This window comes from Actinoplanes sp. CA-252034 (genome assembly GCF_050956125.1).
GTDB lineage: Bacteria > Actinomycetota > Actinomycetes > Mycobacteriales > Micromonosporaceae > Actinoplanes.
In genome coordinates this window covers 4648336-4664884 of record NZ_CP191846.1, presented here as the reverse complement: position 1 = coordinate 4664884, position 16549 = coordinate 4648336, and the positions used below count along the sequence as shown (strand labels likewise).

16 protein-coding genes are annotated in these 16549 nt (G+C 72.3%); 10 read left to right on the top strand and 6 right to left on the bottom strand.

What is annotated here, in order from left to right; translation table 11 throughout:
- Positions 1–6 precede the first annotated feature (6 nt).
- From ACQPZW_RS21180 to ACQPZW_RS21160, 5 genes are all read left to right on the top strand, one after another.
- Positions 7–660, top strand: coding sequence for a fasciclin domain-containing protein (locus tag ACQPZW_RS21180; protein WP_433796646.1), 654 nt, complete (start codon positions 7–9; stop codon positions 658–660).
- Positions 660–2159 (top strand): molybdopterin-dependent oxidoreductase, encoded by a 1500-nt coding sequence (locus ACQPZW_RS21175; protein WP_433796645.1) that lies wholly within the window; start codon positions 660–662, stop codon positions 2157–2159. Before ACQPZW_RS21180 ends, ACQPZW_RS21175 begins: the two co-directional genes overlap by 1 nt.
- Positions 2160–2272: 113 nt before the next feature.
- Entirely contained in the window at positions 2273–3910 is a 1638-nt protein-coding gene (locus ACQPZW_RS21170; RefSeq protein WP_433796644.1) for a serine/threonine-protein kinase, read from the top strand.
- 84 nt (positions 3911–3994) lie between these two features.
- Positions 3995–4774, top strand: a complete 780-nt coding sequence (locus tag ACQPZW_RS21165) for a hypothetical protein (RefSeq protein ID WP_433796643.1) — start codon at positions 3995–3997, stop codon at positions 4772–4774.
- Positions 4775–4777: 3 nt separating this feature from the next.
- Positions 4778–5458, top strand: a complete 681-nt coding sequence (locus tag ACQPZW_RS21160; RefSeq protein ID WP_433796642.1) for a class F sortase — start codon at positions 4778–4780, stop codon at positions 5456–5458.
- A 23-nt stretch (positions 5459–5481) separates the two neighbouring features.
- Here the strand turns inward: ACQPZW_RS21160 and ACQPZW_RS21155 are convergent, their stop codons facing one another.
- Entirely contained in the window at positions 5482–6120 is a 639-nt protein-coding gene (locus ACQPZW_RS21155; RefSeq protein ID WP_433796641.1) for a hypothetical protein, read from the bottom strand.
- A 98-nt stretch (positions 6121–6218) separates the two neighbouring features.
- On the opposite strand from ACQPZW_RS21155, the gene ACQPZW_RS21150 reads away from it, so the two are divergent.
- A complete protein-coding gene (locus ACQPZW_RS21150) occupies positions 6219–9398 on the top strand; it encodes a HEAT repeat domain-containing protein (protein WP_433796640.1) in 3180 nt (1059 codons plus the stop codon).
- A 22-nt stretch (positions 9399–9420) separates the two neighbouring features.
- Here ACQPZW_RS21150 and ACQPZW_RS21145 read toward each other — a convergent pair whose 3' ends face one another.
- Positions 9421–10707, bottom strand: coding sequence for a WD40 repeat domain-containing protein (locus ACQPZW_RS21145; protein ID WP_433796639.1), 1287 nt, complete (start codon positions 10705–10707; stop codon positions 9421–9423).
- Entirely contained in the window at positions 10704–11075 is a 372-nt protein-coding gene (locus ACQPZW_RS21140) for a hypothetical protein (protein WP_433796638.1), read from the bottom strand. The genes ACQPZW_RS21145 and ACQPZW_RS21140 overlap by 4 nt, the downstream gene beginning before the upstream one ends.
- 270 nt (positions 11076–11345) lie before the next feature.
- Between ACQPZW_RS21140 and ACQPZW_RS21135 the strand changes: the two genes are divergently transcribed.
- Together ACQPZW_RS21135 and ACQPZW_RS21130 are read left to right on the top strand one after the other, a co-directional pair.
- Entirely contained in the window at positions 11346–11516 is a 171-nt protein-coding gene (locus ACQPZW_RS21135) for a hypothetical protein (protein WP_433796637.1), read from the top strand.
- Positions 11501–11725 (top strand): hypothetical protein, encoded by a 225-nt coding sequence (locus ACQPZW_RS21130; protein WP_433796636.1) that lies wholly within the window; start codon positions 11501–11503, stop codon positions 11723–11725. Before ACQPZW_RS21135 ends, ACQPZW_RS21130 begins: the two co-directional genes overlap by 16 nt.
- Before the next feature lie 25 nt (positions 11726–11750).
- On the opposite strand, the gene ACQPZW_RS21125 is transcribed toward ACQPZW_RS21130, so the two are convergent.
- Positions 11751–13217, bottom strand: coding sequence for an LmeA family phospholipid-binding protein (locus ACQPZW_RS21125; protein ID WP_433796635.1), 1467 nt, complete (start codon positions 13215–13217; stop codon positions 11751–11753).
- Between the two features lie 293 nt (positions 13218–13510).
- On the opposite strand from ACQPZW_RS21125, the gene ACQPZW_RS21120 reads away from it, so the two are divergent.
- Positions 13511–14083 carry a DUF3455 domain-containing protein gene (locus tag ACQPZW_RS21120; protein ID WP_433796634.1) on the top strand — a complete coding sequence of 191 codons (573 nt, stop codon included), beginning with the start codon at positions 13511–13513 and terminating at the stop codon, positions 14081–14083.
- Positions 14084–14107: 24 nt separating this feature from the next.
- On the opposite strand, the gene ACQPZW_RS21115 is transcribed toward ACQPZW_RS21120, so the two are convergent.
- The gene (locus ACQPZW_RS21115; RefSeq protein ID WP_433796633.1) at positions 14108–14515 is read right to left on the bottom strand and encodes an STAS domain-containing protein; all 408 of its coding nucleotides are present in this window, start codon (positions 14513–14515) and stop codon (positions 14108–14110) included.
- 411 nt (positions 14516–14926) lie between these two features.
- Between ACQPZW_RS21115 and ACQPZW_RS21110 the strand changes: the two genes are divergently transcribed.
- On the top strand, positions 14927–15643 hold the full coding sequence (locus ACQPZW_RS21110; RefSeq protein WP_433796632.1) for a S1 family peptidase: 717 nt from the start codon (positions 14927–14929) through the stop codon (positions 15641–15643).
- 104 nt (positions 15644–15747) lie between these two features.
- Here the strand turns inward: ACQPZW_RS21110 and msrA are convergent, their stop codons facing one another.
- A complete protein-coding gene (gene msrA / locus ACQPZW_RS21105) occupies positions 15748–16251 on the bottom strand; it encodes a peptide-methionine (S)-S-oxide reductase MsrA (RefSeq protein WP_433796631.1) in 504 nt (167 codons plus the stop codon).
- Positions 16252–16549: the final 298 nt, after the last annotated feature.

The following is a 16549-nucleotide window of genomic DNA, read 5'->3' as shown; positions in this document are numbered from 1 at the left end:
CGCATCATGCGTGCAACGAAGCTCACCGCCCTGGCCGCCGCGACGGTCTTTGCGATCTCCCTCACTGCCTGCGGGAGTGACTCCGGTGACAACGGCGCCGACACCGGGTCGGCGGCTCCGATGCCGACCACCGCGGCGACCAGCATGGCCCCGAGCATGACGCCGAGCATGACGACCGACATGGTCAACTTCGGTCCGGGCTGTGCGGCGGTGCCGACCGACCCGACCGATGCCGGCAGCTTCGAGGCGATGGGCAAGGTCCCGGTGGCCACCGCCGCCTCCGGCAACCCGCTGCTGTCCACGCTGGTCACCGCGGTGAAGAAGGCCGGCCTGGTGGACTCGCTGAACTCCGCCGACGGGATCACCGTCTTCGCCCCGACCAACGACGCCTTCGGCAAGATCCCGAAGGTCGACCTGGACAAGGTCCTCGCCGACAAGAAGGCCCTGGCCGGCGTACTGACCTACCACGTGGTTCCCGGAAAGCTGACCCCGGCGGATCTGGCCGGCACCCACAAGACGCTGCAGGGCGGCGAGGTGACGGTCACCGGCAGCGGCGAGAGCTTCAAGGTCGGCGGTACGGCGTCGGTGGTCTGCGGCAACGTGCAGACGGCGAACGCCACCGTGTACATCATCGACTCCGTGCTGATGCCGAAGAGCTGATGGGTCACCGTCTGCGCGGGGCGATCAGTGGGATCGTCGCGGCGGGCTCCGGGATCGCGGCCGCGGAACTTCTCGCGGCCGCGATCCGGCCCGGGGCCGGCCCGTTGGTCATGGTGGGCGGCGCGGTCATCGACGCGACACCCACGGTGGTGAAGGAGCTCGCCGTACGCGAGCTGGGCACCAGCGACAAGCCGGTGCTGTTGGCCGTGATCGGCGTCGTCGTGGCCGGCCTGGCCGCGGTCACCGGTGTCGTGGCGACGCGGCGGCGGTCCGCGATTCCGGTCGGCACGGGCGTGCTCGGCACGGTCGGGGTGGCCGCCGCGCTGTCCCGGCCGGCCGCGACCGTGCTGGACGCGGTTCCGGCCCTGCTCGCCGCGGTGCTGGCCGGTCTGGCGCTGTGGTGGCTGCTGCGACGACGGGGCGCGGCGGCGGCCGTACCCGATGATGGTGTTGATCGACGGTTGGTTCTCCGCCTGTCGCTGCTGGCGGCCGGGGCCGGGGCGATGCAAGCCGCTGGACTGGCCGTTTCCGGTCAGCGGCAGAACGCGGCCGGCAGGTCCCGGGAAGCGGTCCGGCTGCCGGCGGCGGCCGATCCGGCTCCGCCACTGCCGACCGGCGTCACCTCCGATTTCATCACACCCGGAGGTACGTTCTACCGCGTCGACACCGCGCTGAACGTGCCGAGCATCGATCCGTCGACGTGGCGGCTACGGATCCACGGGATGGTCGACCGGGAGATCGAGTGGTCGTTCGCGGATCTGCTGCGACGGCCGCTGATCGAGCGCGACATCACCCTCAACTGCGTGTCCAACGAGGTCGGCGGCCCCTACATCGGTACAGCCCGGTGGCTCGGGGTGCCCCTGGCCGCCCTGCTGCGGGAGGCCGGCGTGCGCAGCGGAGCGGACCAGATCGTGGCCCGCTCGGTCGAGGGGATGACGATCGGCACGCCTGTCGCGACCACCCTCGACGGCCGCGACACGATGCTCGCCGTCGGCATGAACGGCGAGCCGCTTCCTCTGGAGCACGGCTTCCCGGTGCGGATGCTGACCCCCGGCCTGTACGGCTACGCGGGCGCCTGCAAGTGGGTGACCGAGCTGGAGTTGACCACTTTCGATCAGTTCGACGCCTACTGGGTGAAACGGGGCTGGGGTTCGCAGGGCACCGTGAAGACCGCCTCGCGCATCGACAAGCCGAAACCGTTCGACCGGATGCCGGCCGGAACGGTGACCGTCGCCGGTGTCGCCTGGGCCCAGCGGCGCGGCATCGCCGCCGTGGAGGTCAGTGTCGACGGCGGCCCGTGGGCGGCGGCCGAGCTGCTTCCCACCGCCTCGGCCGACACCTGGACGCAATGGCGTTTCAGCTGGCGGGCGACCGGCGGACCCCACTCGCTGGCCGTGCGCGCCACCGACAGCGACGGGACGGTCCAGCCCGAGACGCGGGCCACCCCGTTCCCGGACGGCGCGACCGGCTGGCACACGATCAGTGTCACCGTCGCCTGAGCACCCTCACCGGACGGTGATCGAGGTCGGCGCCCGAACGACCAATCCACCGGACGATCGGCTCCGAATCCCTGCGTATCGGGTGATCGATACGCGAGGAGACGGGTGACGGCGTGGAACCGGACAACGACAATGCCGCCGAGGAGCAGGCTCGCGATCTGGTGGTGGCCGACCGCTACCGGCTGATCGCCCTGGCCGGGGCCGGGGGCATGGGCCGGGTGTGGCGCGCCCACGACGATCTGCTGGACCGCGAGGTGGCGGTCAAGGAGGTCCTGGCGCCGGACGGCCTGCCGTACCTGGACCGCACCGAGATCCTGCGCAACACGATCCGGGAGGCCAGGGCCGCGGCCCGCCTCGACCATCCCAACGTCATCCGGATCTTCGACGTGGTGCGCGCGGCCGGCCGGTCCTGGATCGTCATGGAGTACGTGCCGTCGCGCTCGCTGCACGACATCGTCACCCGCGACGGGCCGCTGACCCACCGGCACGCGGCCCGGATCGGGTCGACGCTGCTGGACGCGCTGGACGCCGCCCACCGCGCCGGTGTGCTGCATCGCGACGTCAAACCGCACAACGTGCTGATCGCCGAGGACGGGCGGGTGGTGCTCACCGACTTCGGGCTGGCCACCATCGTCGCCGTTCCGGCCGGTCAGGACGAGCCGCTGCTGGGCTCCCCGCGTTACATGGCCCCGGAACGGCTGCGTGCCGGCGTGTCCAGCCGGGAAGCCGACCTGTGGTCGCTGGGCGCCACCCTCTACATGTCGGTGGAGGGCCGCCCGCCGTACGCCCGGCCCACGGTCGCCGAGTCTCTGGCGGCCCTGCTCAGCCAGGCGCCCGATCCTCCGCAGCGCCCCGGACCACTGCACACCGTCATCGCCGGCCTGCTCACCGCCGACCCGCGACAGCGGCTGACCGCGGGCGCCACCCGATCGGCGTTGCGGGACCTGACACGGAGGGCCGTCGGGGTCCACGCGGTGCCGGCACCGCGCCGCCCGGCCGACAACGCCGTCCACTATCGTTCCGCCGCCGCGCCGGTGGCGCCCACCCCGGCCGCCGAACCCGCGACGGAAGCGGCGTCACCACGATGGCGGGGCCTGCTCCTCGCGGGCGTCGCCACGGCCGTCGTGGCCGCGGGCACCACCGCTGCGGTCCGCGGCGCCGGCGACGACGGTCCGGTGCCGCCGCCGTCACCCGCCCCGGTGGCCGTCGCCAGCCCGATGGGCGCCTGCCCCACAGCGCAGTCGCGGCCGGTGAGCGACTCCGGTAAAGAGGCGCCGATCTCCCTGCCCGACGGCTGGCTGTGGCATGTCGACACCGATGGGTTCGCTCTGGCGGTGCCGCGCGGCTGGCATCGCGGCTCGGACGACGGCGACGTGTGCTTCGGTGACCCCGGCGGCGTCCGGTCCTTCACCGTGGCACCCGGTGGCCCGGTCGACGGCCGGCCGCTGCGCAGGTGGCAGGACGCCGAACGCAACGCCCCGCCCGGCTATCGGAAGGTCAGCATGGGACCGCTGCTGGTCACCGGCGGCGGCGCCGACTGGGAGTACTCCTGGCAGCCGGGCACCGGGCCGCGCCTGCACACCTATCGGATGCTGCTGGCCGCCGGGAACGACCGCTCGTATGCGCTGAGCTGGACCACCCGCGACGCCGACTGGAGCCTCGACCTGCCGATCCAGCGGACCCTCACCAACGGGTTCCGCGACTCGTCGCGTCCGACAGTGACGTGGACGATCCCCGGTCCGCGGAACTGATCCGCCGACCGGACCAATCCGAGCGACTCTCGGCTACGAATCCCTGCTGACGGACAACCCCACCCGCTTTGGCAAGGAGCCCTCGTGAAACTCTCCCGCATACTCGTGGCCGTACCCGCCGCGACCGCGATCCTGCTCGCCGTCCCGGCCGCCGCCTACGCCGACGAGAGCGTCCGCGTCAAACTCGACCCGCTCAATCACTCCGGCGCCTCCGGCACCGCCACTCTGACCGCCATGTCCGACGGCGACCTCAAGGTGAGCATCCGGTCCACCGGCCTGGTGCCGAACTCCCCGCACGCCCAGCACCTGCACGGCTCCACCGACGGCATGGACTTCCACTGCCCCGACATGTCCGCCGACACCGACCGCAACGGCTATGTCAGCACCGAGGAGGGCATGCCCGACTACGGCAACATCTTCATCTCGCTGACCACCAAGGGCGACACCACCCCCAAGAGCGGCCTGGCCGTCGACCGGATGCCGACCGCCGACGCCAAGGGCAACCTGACCTACGAACGCGTCATCCCGGCGGCCGACCTGCCCACCGGCACCATCAAGCACCTCAGGGACCTGCACGTCGTCGAGCACGGCATCGACGCCAACGGCAACGGCAAGTACGACATGGACGGCCTCGGCGAATCCACCCTCGCCAAATCGGCCGGCCTCACCGGAATCCCGCAGGAGGCGACCGACCCCGCACTGTGCGGCATGGTCACCGGCGCGGCGGCCGGCTCGGTCCCGGTCGGCGGCGTCGACACCGGCGACGGCAGCACCCGGCACGACTCCACCCCGCTCTACGCTCTCGGCGGCCTCGCCCTGCTCGGCGCCGCGGGCGCCTTCATCGCCCGTCGCCGTCTGGCCTGACCCATGACCGACACCGGCATCACGCGGCCGGCCGGGAACCGCTGGGGGCGCTACGCGCTCTCGGCGGCCGTCCTGGTCCTCAGCATCATCGGCGTCACCGCCCTCGTCCGGGGTGGTGATCAGGACCGACCGCGCCAGATCCCCCTCGCGGTCACGGCCGCCCCCTCTGTCGGCGGCACCCCCTCCGGCAGCGGCGGCGGCGAGCTGACCACCGGGCCGCTGATGGGTACGTCGAACCCGACCCGGGTCGTCATCCCCGCCCTCGACGTCGACGTGCCGCTGACCGGCCTCGACCAGGAGGCCGACGGCACCATGCAGGTGCCCGCCGACGCGAGGACCGTCGGCTGGTACACCGGGGCACCCACCCCCGGCTCCCTCGGCCCGGCCGTGCTCGCCGGTCACGTCGACTACAAGAAACAGCCCGGTACGTTCCAACGCCTCGCCGACCTCGAACCCGGCGACACCGTCAACGTCGCCCGTGAGGACGGCAGCATGGCCATGTTCGCCGTCTCCAAGGTCGAGCGGTACGCCAAGGCGCGGTTCCCCACCGACGCCGTCTACGGTCCCATCAGCCACGCCGGGTTACGCCTGATCACCTGCGGCGGCGACTTCGACAGCACCGCCGGCCACTACGAGGACAACATCGTCGTCTACGCCGACCTCACCATGGCCCACCCGGCCTGAGCCGACCGGGATGCGCCCGCTCGTCAGAAGCCACCACTTCCCAGGCGGCCCAGCGGGCTGTCGGTGTCCCGGTGGGTGGCGTAGGCACACAGCTCGCTCCAGAACGGCACCGCCCCGACCGGCCACGTCGCGAATCGCACCGCAGCCCTCCGGGTCTCGTCGTCACCGAGATCGGAGAGCCTGACCGCGTACACGCTCGCCCGCGTCTGGATGAGGTCGAACACCGGCGAGTCGTCGGAGGCCGCCACGTAGAGATGGCCGATGAGCGGAATCAGCCGCGGAACCGTCGCCAGCTCACGCTCCGCGACGGCCGTCCGCTCCGCGATCGTCTCCGGGCGCGGACCCCACGCGTTCCACCAGAAGTCGTTCTCCTCGACGTCGTCCAGCACGCCGTCGGCCGGAACCCCGATCAGGGTCCGGGTGCGTTCCACGTCGCGCAGGCGCCAGTCCGGAGACTGGGACGGCGCCTGATAGGCCCCCGGCTGCGGGGCGACGAACCGCCGCACCGGGTGGACCAGGGTGAGCACCTCGCGCAGCAGCGGCGGGAAGGTCAGCCCGAAGGTCCGCTCGGCGCGGCGCAACTCGGCCTCCGACAACCCCGGCTCGCCCGCCAGATGTGGACCTGCCGACAGCCACTCCGCGATCCTGCCCGGAATCTCCACACGGGGAGGCTACGGAACACCGAGCGCGGGTGAGCCACGCATCCTCCCGTCGTGATCCGCCCGGCGGACAGGTGCGGCCGATACGGCACAATTCGCTGGTGCTGTCCGACGAGCTCGACCTTCTGCCGTACCCGCAAAGGATTCCGGCGCTTCTCGAACTGCTGCGCCGGCGACCGGACCCGGAGGCCCGGACGGCCGAGCTCGCCACCGGCGGTCCCTACGAGCGCTTCCTCGCGGTGACGGCGGCGGCCGCCCTCGGTTTCCGGCCGATCGTGGTCCAGGCCCTTCAGGACCCGGATCCGGCGGTACGGGCGGAGGCCGTGCGACAGGCGCTGCGAGCGGGCTGGACGACCGGCGGGGACCTGCTGGCCGACGCCCCACCCGTGCTGCGTCACCTGATTCTTCGCTTGCTGCGGAAGCGGCCGGGGTCCGGTGACGCGGTGATCGACCTGGTCCGCGAACGGTACGGCGACCGGGAGGCCGCCGTCCTGCTCCCGGCCTGCACCACTGCGACGGTGTCCCGGCTGCTGCCCGGGCTGGCCCGGTCGCTCGTCTCGTGGAAGGTGCTTGCCCGGCGGCACAGCGCGGCCGTCCTCGACTGGGCGCACGCCGGACTGGCCGCCACCCCGGAACCGGACTGGCCGGCGTTCACGGCCGCGGTCGGCGCGTGTTCGCGGACCGAGCCGGCCCGGGTGCTCGACCTGCTGGAACGACACACCGCCGGCACCCTGCCGGACATCGACCTGACGCCGCTCGCCGCCCGGTTCCCGGCCCGGACCGCCGCGCTGGTGATCACTATGGACCCGACCGCCCACCGCCTGCGGCACCTGCACTCGAGGGTGCTGCCGCATCTGGTGTCGCTCGGCGTCGACGACCTGGCCGCTCTCACCGCGATCAACCCCGACCTGCTGGCCCTGCTGCCACCGGCCCGGCGCGCCGAGGTCTACGCGGCCGTTCCGCAGACCGACGAGCCGTGGGCGAGGCACATCGAGTCGCTGCCGGAGCCGTTGCGGACCCGAGAGGTGCGCCGGGTGCTCGCCCTGCCGCACGTCGCCGCCGCCCCGCACCGGACCCGGCGCTGGCGTCTGTACCTTCCGGCCGCCGAGGCGCTACCGATCCTGGACGAGGAGGTGCACGACGACGAACCCCGCGAGCGCGCTTCGGCGTACACCTCGATGGTCGATGTCGCCCGGCGGGAACCGGCCGCCGTGCCGCAGGTGCTGGGGCGGCTGCGGCGGGTGCGCAACGAACGCGACGCCGTGCGGCGGGTGGTGGTGGAGGCGCTGCGCACGCTGATCCCCCACTTCACCGGTGCGGACGCGGCCGCCCTGACAGCGATCACCGACGCGGCGATCGAGGCCCGCGACCTGTCCGCGCGCACGCGTGATCAGCTGGTCGAGCTCGCGTGGGCGGCCCTGGCGGCGCGGCCCGCCGGCGATCCCGGTGACGAGTCGGCCGACTGGGCGCTCGGCATGATCGCCCGGCTGCCGATTCCGTACTACCTGGAGACTCCGCTGCGCCGGGGCCAGGAGCGGCTGGTCACCGCGGCGCTGCGCAAGCGGCTCGCCGTCGACACCGCCGTGCTGTTCGACCTCGTCGACCTGCTGGAGACCCGCGCCCGGCAGGTGCCCGAGTTGCAGGAGCTGCTCCGCCGCGCCGCCGGACCGTCGTCACCGGCCGACGTGCGCGCCCGGGCCGTGCAGCTGTGGCTCGACGATCCGCGGACCCGGGCCGCGCGCGCCGCCGAACTGCTGCGCGAGGATCCGTCGGCCGCACGGCTGGCCCCGGTGTGGCGGGAGATCTCCGGCTGGAGCACCACGCTGCTGGACACGGTCCTGCACGACCCCACGCTGATCGGCCCGCCGGCCCACGTGCGCCGCTGGACGCCCCGGCAGCAGCGCGCCTATGCCGCGACGCTGGCCGGGGTGGCCGCCGACACCGAAGCGGAGCCGGTAGCCCGTACCACCGCGGTGAAGAGCCTCGCCCGGGTGCCGGTCGCCGGTCGTGAGTTGCTCGCGGCGTTCCTCGACGCACCGGAGACTCCGGTCGCCGAGGCGGCGCTGGGCGCGCTGCCCTGGACCGACCGGCCGGACGAGGCGCTGCCGGTCCTGCTCGGCCATGCCGGCGGTGACCGTGCCCTGGTCGCGCTGTCGGCGGCCGACCGGGCGTCCCGGTTCGTGAACGCGTCCGCCCTCGCGGGCGTGCTGCGCGAGGTGCTGCTCGCGCCGTCGTCGTCGCCGGTGCGGGTGTCCAGCCGCAAGGCGGCGATCCGGATCCTCGCCCGCTACGGGCCGCCGGACGTGGCCCACCTGTTCGTCGACGTCTGGCACACCCCGGGAACCCATCCGGACGTACGCGCAGCGGTCGTCACCGCCCTTCGCGGCAGGACTCCGTCCCCGGACGCCTGGTCGGTCCTCGCCGACGCGGCCCGCTCGACGGCTCCCGCCGAGGTCCGTGCGCTGCTCGCCGCCGGCCCGCAGGATCTGCGGGAGGCCGACCGGCCCGGGTACGCGTCGCTGGTCGTGAGCGCCTGCACCCGGCCGCACCCGAGGGTCGCCGTCGAGGCGTACCGCGCGCTGTCGTCCTGGATCCCGTGGGCGCCGGAGGCGATCGCCGTGATCGTCGACGTACTCGCCGAACGCATCGACTCGCCGGTCTTCTGGCACGCCGAGCTGCGGCGTTCGCTGGTCGCGGCGCTGCTGGACCGTCCGGGCGCCGAGGGCCGTGCCGCCCTGGCGCAGATCTTCGAGCGGCTCGTGGAGCAGGACCGGCGGGATCCCGGGCCGGGCACTCCCGACCGGGACCACCCGGCCCGCCGGTACCTGACCCGGATCGTCGAGGACGTCGTGCAGTGGGTTCAGAACCACCGGACCGGCGACCCGCAACCGATCCGGGAGGCGGCCCGATCGCTCGCCGCGGAACCGGCGTTCCTGGCCGACGGCGCCGACCTGCTCCGCGCTCTGGCCGGGCCGGATGCGGACGCGCTGGCCGAGGTCGCCGATCTGGTCGCCGACCGTCCCGTCCTGGCGGCGAGGCTGGCCGAGCAGATCGCCGGCGGGCGAACGGTCGCCGCCCGGCTCGACGACATCCCGGCCACGGCGCGGCGGCTCGGTGAGCGCGGCGACCTCCCCGGCGGGCTGTTCGCGCTGGCACTGGTCGCCGCGGCCGGCCAGGCGAAGCGCTGGGACGAGCCGTGGCCGGACGAGCTGCGGCGGTTGCGCGCCCACCCGCAGCCGGAGGTCGCGGATGCGGCGTACCGGCGTGCCATGGTCCGGTAGCGACGCCGACGGCAGCCGGCCGTCAGGGGGTCCAGGCCCAGATGGTGCCGTCGTAGTGGCCGGACACGACGGTGGGCCGGCCGGTGAAGTCGCTGATCGCGATGGCCTGGGCGGCCGCGGTCGGGCCGGTGAGACCACGGCCGTACGTGTCACCAGTGCCGAGGTCCCAGACGCTGACACTGCTGTCGTCGCAGGCGGCGACGGCGACGGTCCGGCCGGCAAGCTCACCGATGGCGACGGACTTGACGGCCTTCGGCAGTCTCACGAGCGTCTCCCCCGGTGACTGCGCCATTCCCAGAGCCCACTTGCGCAGCACACCGTCCTCACTGCCCGAGACGGCGACCGGCACACCGTCCACGGCGCCGACGGCGAGAGCCCACACCTTGGCCCGGTGCGAGCCGAGCCTGCGCAGCATGCGCTCGCCGGTCACGTCCCAGAGCGTGACGGCGCCGTCGGCGCTCCCGGTGACCGCGATCGTCCGCCGGTCGACGACGCCCACCGCGACGCTGTTGACCGCGGCGGTGAGCACCGACCCCAGAACCCTGCCGCTCCGCCCGGGGTTCGCGGGATCCCACACCCGCACGGTTCGGTCACCGGACGCGGACACGGCGACGATCCGCCCCTCGACCGTGCCGAGCGCGACCCCGTTGACCCCGTCGGTGATCCCGTCGGCCAGGACCGTGCTGCGCGGCGGGTCCGACGTCACGTCCCACACCAGCAGGTCGCCGCCGATACTCCCGGACACGGCCATGGCGCCGTGCAGCGCGAGGCCGAACACCTTGTCGCGGTGGCCGGGGAGAGGCCGGCCGCGAGCCTTCCCCGCGACCGGGTTCCACAGTTGGAGGGAACCGTCGGAGCGCCCGACCACGGCCAGCGGCTCACCTCGCAGCGTGCCGAGAGCCACGGACCAGACCGTGGCACCCGCCGGGCCGATCAGCCGGCCCTCGGTGTCGTACGGCTCATCCGTCTCCGACATCGCCGTCGCCGAGGGACGCGCCCGTGGTGTCACGTCCGGCTTCAAGAGGCTCCGGTGCCCGGGCCCGGGCGCGTACCTCCAGGCGACGGCCGTGGCGGAGGCGCCGAGGCCCCACCCGGCGGCCGCCCTGATCAGCGACCGCCGCGACACGCTCCGATGAAACCGGGGACGCCATCCCGGCGCCGGATAGTGGTGGTGCTCGTGGTGCACGTGGAATTCGGATCGCACGCCGCCGTGAATGACGCCGGTGTTGGCGACCCCACCCTGGTCGGCCCGTCCACCACCGGACTGGGACACGGTGGACGCCGGTGGCGGCGTCTCGTCGACGGTCACGTCCGCGACGATCGGGAGACACCCGTGTTCGCCACCGACCCCGGCCCCCTCGCGGTCGCATTCCCCGAGCGATTCACCTGAGCGGTACGGTCGTCGCCGTACCCATCGATCCCGGTGTTGGCCCGCCCTCCGTCACAGGCGAGTGCCGCGCCACTGCCGTCCACCCGATCCGTTGCCGCCGGCCGTGCCGGGATGGGTGGCCGCGACGCCCACCACGCCGCGGCGATGGATCCCGCCGCGAGCACCGTGGTGACGAAGAATCCGACGACCGTCACCCATCGATCGGCGTCCTCCAGCCCCTGACCGGACAGGAACACCGCCCAGCCGCTCAGGGCCGCCACGAACAACGCCGCCGCAGTGATAGCCAACCGTGTACGCGACACCGGCGCATCATGGCCGGTCGCGCCCGTCCCGGCGCCGGCCGGTCCAGCCCTCCCGGCGGGCCGTCCTCGACCGGTTTCACCTGCGGTTTCCGACCACGTCGGGGGTACGTCGGAGGGTGTCCCCGGTCCCGTGTGAGGTGGTGGCCGTACCGCGATCGGTGGACCCGGATTCCGCCTTCCGATACCGCGGGCGGCAGCGGTCGTCCCGGACGGTGCCGTCTCCCCGTCCTGGTGGCGAGGTGGTACGAAGGATCGATGGACGCGGTGCTGTTTCAGCTTCTCACCCGGACCGATCAGCTCGGCGAGGAACAGCACCGGCTGTGGCTGGTGCCGGGCTGGAGCACAACGCACGTGCAGCGCCGGGTCGCTGGAGGGCAGACCACGACCGGAAGGCCCTTTAGACTGTCGGCATGCGTCAGTCGCTGAAGGATCTGACCTTCTCCGAGCATTCCGAATGGTTCGGTCTAGGGCCGCTGGCGCTCGCGGTCCTGGCCGGCATTCGCGCTCTCCTGGCCGACGAGCCCTCGGCCCGTTGGGTCTGGGCCGCCACCGCCGTTCTCATGCTGGTGCTCTGCGCGATCTATGTGGTCTGGGCCAGAAGGCATTCCGGCCGCCGGACCGGACGCCCGGAGTAGGTGTTCCGGCCGCGGGTCGACGGCGCTAGCAAGAGCCGCCTCCGAGAGCGCCCTCGGCCAGGGTCACGTCGCTGCCTTCCAGCCGGATCAGCAGTCCGGTGGGGGTCACCTCGACGCCCCGGTAGGTGAGGTTGGCGGGCAGCTCCTGCAGGGGGTGGCTGGTCGGCGCCGACTTCACCTGGGCGAGCACCCGGGCCGCGGGGAAACGGGTGCCGAACATCTCGATCTCCTGCGGCGCGATGTCCAGGACATTGCCGGTGATCTTCGGTTGGGCGTACAGCTGGATCCGGGTGTCCTGCTTTGATCCCTTGGTCGATGCGGTCAGGAAGCCGCCCTCGGCGCCGAAGGTGGTCGGCTGGCCGCCCTCGGGCTGCTTGAGCACCGAGAACGGTTGAACCGTGGTGCCGCTGACGGTCACGTGCACGCCGTCCGGGTCCACCTCGACCGCCCGGTATCGCACACCCGGGGGCAGAGCCGGCAGTTTGCGGGTCAGGTCCTTCTCGTCGATCCGGGAGAGCACGATCCTGGAGAGCACGTCGCCGGTCGGCCGGTCCTTTCCGAGGATGCGCACCAGACGCGGTACCAGAGTGAGCGAGTCGCCGTCCAGCCGTGGCTCGGCGCGGATGGTCAGCGGCACGTCGACGATCGGCTCGACCTTGATGGCGGTGGAGATGCCGAGCAGTCCGTCCGCGGCCGAGTAGGTGACCGTCTGGTCGCCCACCCGCGTCGGTAGGGTGTCGAGCGCCTGGGTGGCGACCCCGCTGAGCGCCACGTGCAGGCCGTCGGCGCGCGGGGTGATCGACCGGTAGGTCACGCCGTCGGGTAGTTCGGGCAGGTCCTGCTTTCGTACGCCGCCGGTGAGCGCCGCGGCTCTGCCGGCCGGCACCTTGCGGCCGAAGATCTCGAGCTGCTGTGGCACCGCTTCGGCGCTGTCCCCGGCGATGCGCATCTTGAGGAACAGTTTTGCGGTGACGTCGTCCGACGCCTCGGCCGGCACCACCGTCTCGATCATCAGGCCCCCGTCGGCCGCCCGCCGATAGGTCGGCGCCGTGGTCCCTTCGACCGCCGGCATGTTCGCGAAGCCGACCGTGATCGACGCGTCCATGGCCCCGACGTGGGTCTGGTCGGTTGCCGGCTGGCTCACGTCGCGCAGGGTGGCCGTGAACGATGCGTGCTGCACTCCGGAGAGCGTCGCGTCGGGCACGGTGAGACGCACCTCGGACAGGTGGCCACGGAGGACCTGCGCCAGGAGACGGTCACCGCCGACGGTGACCTGCGCGCAGGCGACCTGGGCGCTCACCCGCTCGGCGACCTGGCCGGCGAGCAGGTTGTCGAGGAAGGGGACGGGCAGGGCGTACGCCGCGACGCCGACGGTGACCAGCACGGTGACGCCGGCACCGGCGCGGATCATCCACCGCCGGCGGGTCATGGGGGCGTGCGCGGCACGATGGAGCAGGCGGCCCAGGCCAAGACCGGTGAGCAACATGGACATGCCACCTCCGCGACGGTCGGTCTCCGTTGGCGCGATCAGGAGGAGGTACGGCGTAAGTTACCCATCAGTTCACTCGACGCCCGAGTGCGCGCCGCCGGGAGCCTCGGCCTGTGACGTCCGAACGCCTCGTGCTGGTGCCCTGATCACTCCCGCGGGGTACGTCGATCGCCCGGCCCGGGCGGATGTTCGGACGGGTTCCCGGCCGGCGCCGATCCGCGGGGGCCGTGGCCGCGTGGACTCCTTCTGAGCGGGCCGTTCAGGAGTCCGCCGTCAACTGCCTCAGGGAGAAGTCGATGCTTCGTGCATCTCGTACCAGCGTCCGTGTCCTCGCAGCCGTGGGCATGGCCGGAGTCGTGGCGACGGTCGCCACCGTGGCTCTGAACGCCTCGGCCGCCGAGGTCGGCACCGCGGCTTCGCCGGGAATCCCGGTTCCGCCGGTACCGGAGTCGATCGCGCCGAAGGCCGGCTCGACGGCGATCGGTGTCTTCCGGGTGACCACCGGCACCCAGACGTACACGTGTGATGCGGCCACCGGCACCTTCGCCGCCAAGTCGACACCCGAGGCGCGGCTGGCCGGGGCCGGTGGGCTGATCCACCACTTCGCGGGGCCGAGCTGGCAGTACGAACGCGACGGCTCACTGGTCACCGCGACGAAGGTGAAGGAGGCGGAGCGGGAGGGCGCCATTCCCGAGTTGCTGCTCGACGTCAACGGCCACAGCGGCTCCGGGCTGCTCGACAAGGCCGACCAGATCAGCCGGCTGCAGACCTCCGGAGGGCTCCGGCCGACCGGCGCCTGCACAGCCGGGCAGACTGCCGCCGTGCCGTACAAGGCGATCTACGTGTTCTGGGACGCACCCGCCACGTGATGGCCGCTACCCGGTGACCGCCATTCACCGCGAGTGGCGGTCACCGGACGGCGGAACGGCGGCGCGTGGCGTCAGCGCGAAGGTGATCGCCTGGGGCACGGTGTCGAAGGTGGTGAAGTGCGCTCCGAGGCGGGCGGCGTGCACGACCGATAGGAAGAACGGCGGCGCGGCGGCCAGCAGCAGGTCGCCGCCCTGCCGGCGCGCCGACTGGCCGGCGGCGGCGAGAATGCCGAGCCCGACGGAGTCGACGCCTCCCGTGTGCCGCAGATCCACGATGACCCACGGGCACCGCGCGACGGTCGACTCCAGGGTGGCACGCAGCCGGGCCGCCACGTCGAGGTCCAGATCCCCGATGATCCGGATCACCGACGCGCCGTCCATGGCGTGCACGGTGATCCGGGTGGCCTCGACGACATCGCGAACAATCTCCATGATCGGCTCCTCATCACGTTCACCGCGAACCGGATCTTCGAGATTCCCACCATCAAACCGCGGTATTCCTACACCTCCGTGACGAATAGATGACAATGCCCGCCGTATGGCTGCGAGGCTCTTGTCGCGCCGGCGCCCGCTGAGCTCACCCGTCCCGGCGTTCAGGGTGCTCACCGGCGCGCCCACCGCTGCGGCGACACTTCCCTGCTCCCGCGTGGTCGAGCGTGAAAAGTGTTCACCCGCTCGCGGTGAACACCGTCTGAGCGGCGTCTTCTGGTGTCACCGGCCGGCAACACGAACCCCTTCCTCGGATCCCGTCGGGCACCCGCCCGGCGGAACCCCGCACCCCGATGACCACGGTTCGCGCGCCCTGTCGATCCACCGTTCCCGTCGTTAGAGAAGGACGTTCCCATGCGCATTCCCGCCCGTTTCCTCCTGGCCACGGCAGTCACCCTCGGCGGCCTGCTCGCACCCGCCGCCGCCGTGGCGGCACCGCCGGTCATCGGCGGCACACCCGCCGGCCAGAACTACTCGTTCATGGTCTACATGTCCGGCTGCACCGGCACGTTGATCAAGGAGAACTGGGTGGTCACCGCCAAGCACTGTGCCACGCCACGCACCGTCCGGGTCGGCAGCGTCGACCGAACCAGCGGCGGCACGGTCGTCGCGGTCCGGCGCGCCGTCGACCACCCCCGCATCGACGTCAAGCTGCTCCAGCTCGCCACACCGGTGACCCATGCGCCCGCGCGGATCCCGGTCGCGTCCGGCGCTGTCGGCACCGCCACCCGTCTCATCGGCTGGGGCCAGACCTGCCCCGACCGTGGCTGCGGGTCGACCCCACGAGTCGCCAACGAGCTGGACACCTCGATCGTCGCGGACGACCGTTGCGTCGGCATCGACGGCGCCTACGAGATCTGCACCGACAACCCCCGCGGCGTCGCCGGCGCCTGCTACGGCGACTCGGGCGGCCCGCAGGTGCGCCTGATCGACGGCCGGTGGGCGCTGATAGGTGTGACGAGCCGTGCCGGCGACAACAGCCCGGTCTGCGCGACGGGCCCGTCCATCTACGGTGACCTGCCCGCGATCCGGGCGTGGGTGAGCACCCGGACCGGCGGGCTGCCGGCCTGACGGACCACGGTCGGCGCGGGTTGATCAGCGTCTCTGGTCAACCCGCGCCGGCCCTTGTGGCTCGCGGTCCTCCGACCGGTCCGGCGATCGCCGGACCGGACGCCTCATTGCGTACGGCGGGGAAGCTTCCAGTCGGGGCGGGGGAAGTGGCAGGTGTAGCCGTTGGGGATGCGCTCCAGGTAGTCCTGGTGCTCGGGCTCGGCCTCCCAGAACGGGCCTAGGGCGGTGACCTCGGTGACGACCCTGCCCGGCCACAACCCGGAGGCGTCGACGTCGGCGATGGTGTCCTCGGCGACGCGCTTCTGCTCGTCGCCGTCGTAGAAGATCGCCGAGCGGTAGCTGTCGCCGATGTCGTTGCCCTGCCGGTTCATCGTGCTCGGATCGTGGATCTGGAAGAAGAACTCCAGCACCTCCCGGTACGACGTGACCGCCGGGTCGAAGACGATCTCGATGGCCTCCGCGTGGCCGGCGTGGTTGCGGTAGGTCGCGTTGTCCACGTGGCCGCCGGTATAGCCGACACGGGTCGACAGCACACCGGGACGCTTACGGATCAGGTCCTGCATCCCCCAGAAACAGCCACCGGCCAGAACCGCCTTCTCCGAAGCCATCGCGCACCCCTCTCGTCGTCGTACCCGTCCAGCATGCCCGACCGGCTGCCTGCCGACACCGCGGGGATCGGCGCCCGTCACCTCGGCGCCGCCGGCATCGCGAGATCGTGGGGGGCCCGGCGTGCGGGAGAGGGTCGACACAGCCGGTGGCGGGGTGGGTCCGCCGGTTCCGGAAAGAACGTTCACAGTCGACACTTTTCGATGCCTTGTCAAGCGCGTGAATCATGAATTCGTTCCAGAAGACCTACTTTCGCATGCACCGATGAAAGTTCCGTTCAGCCGCATCGAAGATCTGGAC

What these genes read in the sequence shown, in the direction of transcription:
- ACQPZW_RS21180 (WP_433796646.1), top strand. Translation starts at nt 7, where the DNA reads ATGCGTGCAACGAAGCTCACCGCCCTGGCCGCCGCGACGGTCTTTGCG.
- ACQPZW_RS21175 (WP_433796645.1), top strand. Translation starts at nt 660, where the DNA reads ATGGGTCACCGTCTGCGCGGGGCGATCAGTGGGATCGTCGCGGCGGGC.
- ACQPZW_RS21160 (WP_433796642.1), top strand. Translation starts at nt 4,778, where the DNA reads ATGACCGACACCGGCATCACGCGGCCGGCCGGGAACCGCTGGGGGCGC.
- ACQPZW_RS21135 (WP_433796637.1), top strand. Translation starts at nt 11,346, where the DNA reads ATGGACGCGGTGCTGTTTCAGCTTCTCACCCGGACCGATCAGCTCGGC.
- ACQPZW_RS21130 (WP_433796636.1), top strand. Translation starts at nt 11,501, where the DNA reads ATGCGTCAGTCGCTGAAGGATCTGACCTTCTCCGAGCATTCCGAATGG.
- ACQPZW_RS21125 (WP_433796635.1), bottom strand. Translation starts at nt 13,217, where the DNA reads ATGTCCATGTTGCTCACCGGTCTTGGCCTGGGCCGCCTGCTCCATCGT.
- ACQPZW_RS21120 (WP_433796634.1), top strand. Translation starts at nt 13,511, where the DNA reads ATGCTTCGTGCATCTCGTACCAGCGTCCGTGTCCTCGCAGCCGTGGGC.
- ACQPZW_RS21115 (WP_433796633.1), bottom strand. Translation starts at nt 14,515, where the DNA reads ATGGAGATTGTTCGCGATGTCGTCGAGGCCACCCGGATCACCGTGCAC.
- ACQPZW_RS21110 (WP_433796632.1), top strand. Translation starts at nt 14,927, where the DNA reads ATGCGCATTCCCGCCCGTTTCCTCCTGGCCACGGCAGTCACCCTCGGC.
- msrA (WP_433796631.1), bottom strand. Translation starts at nt 16,251, where the DNA reads ATGGCTTCGGAGAAGGCGGTTCTGGCCGGTGGCTGTTTCTGGGGGATG.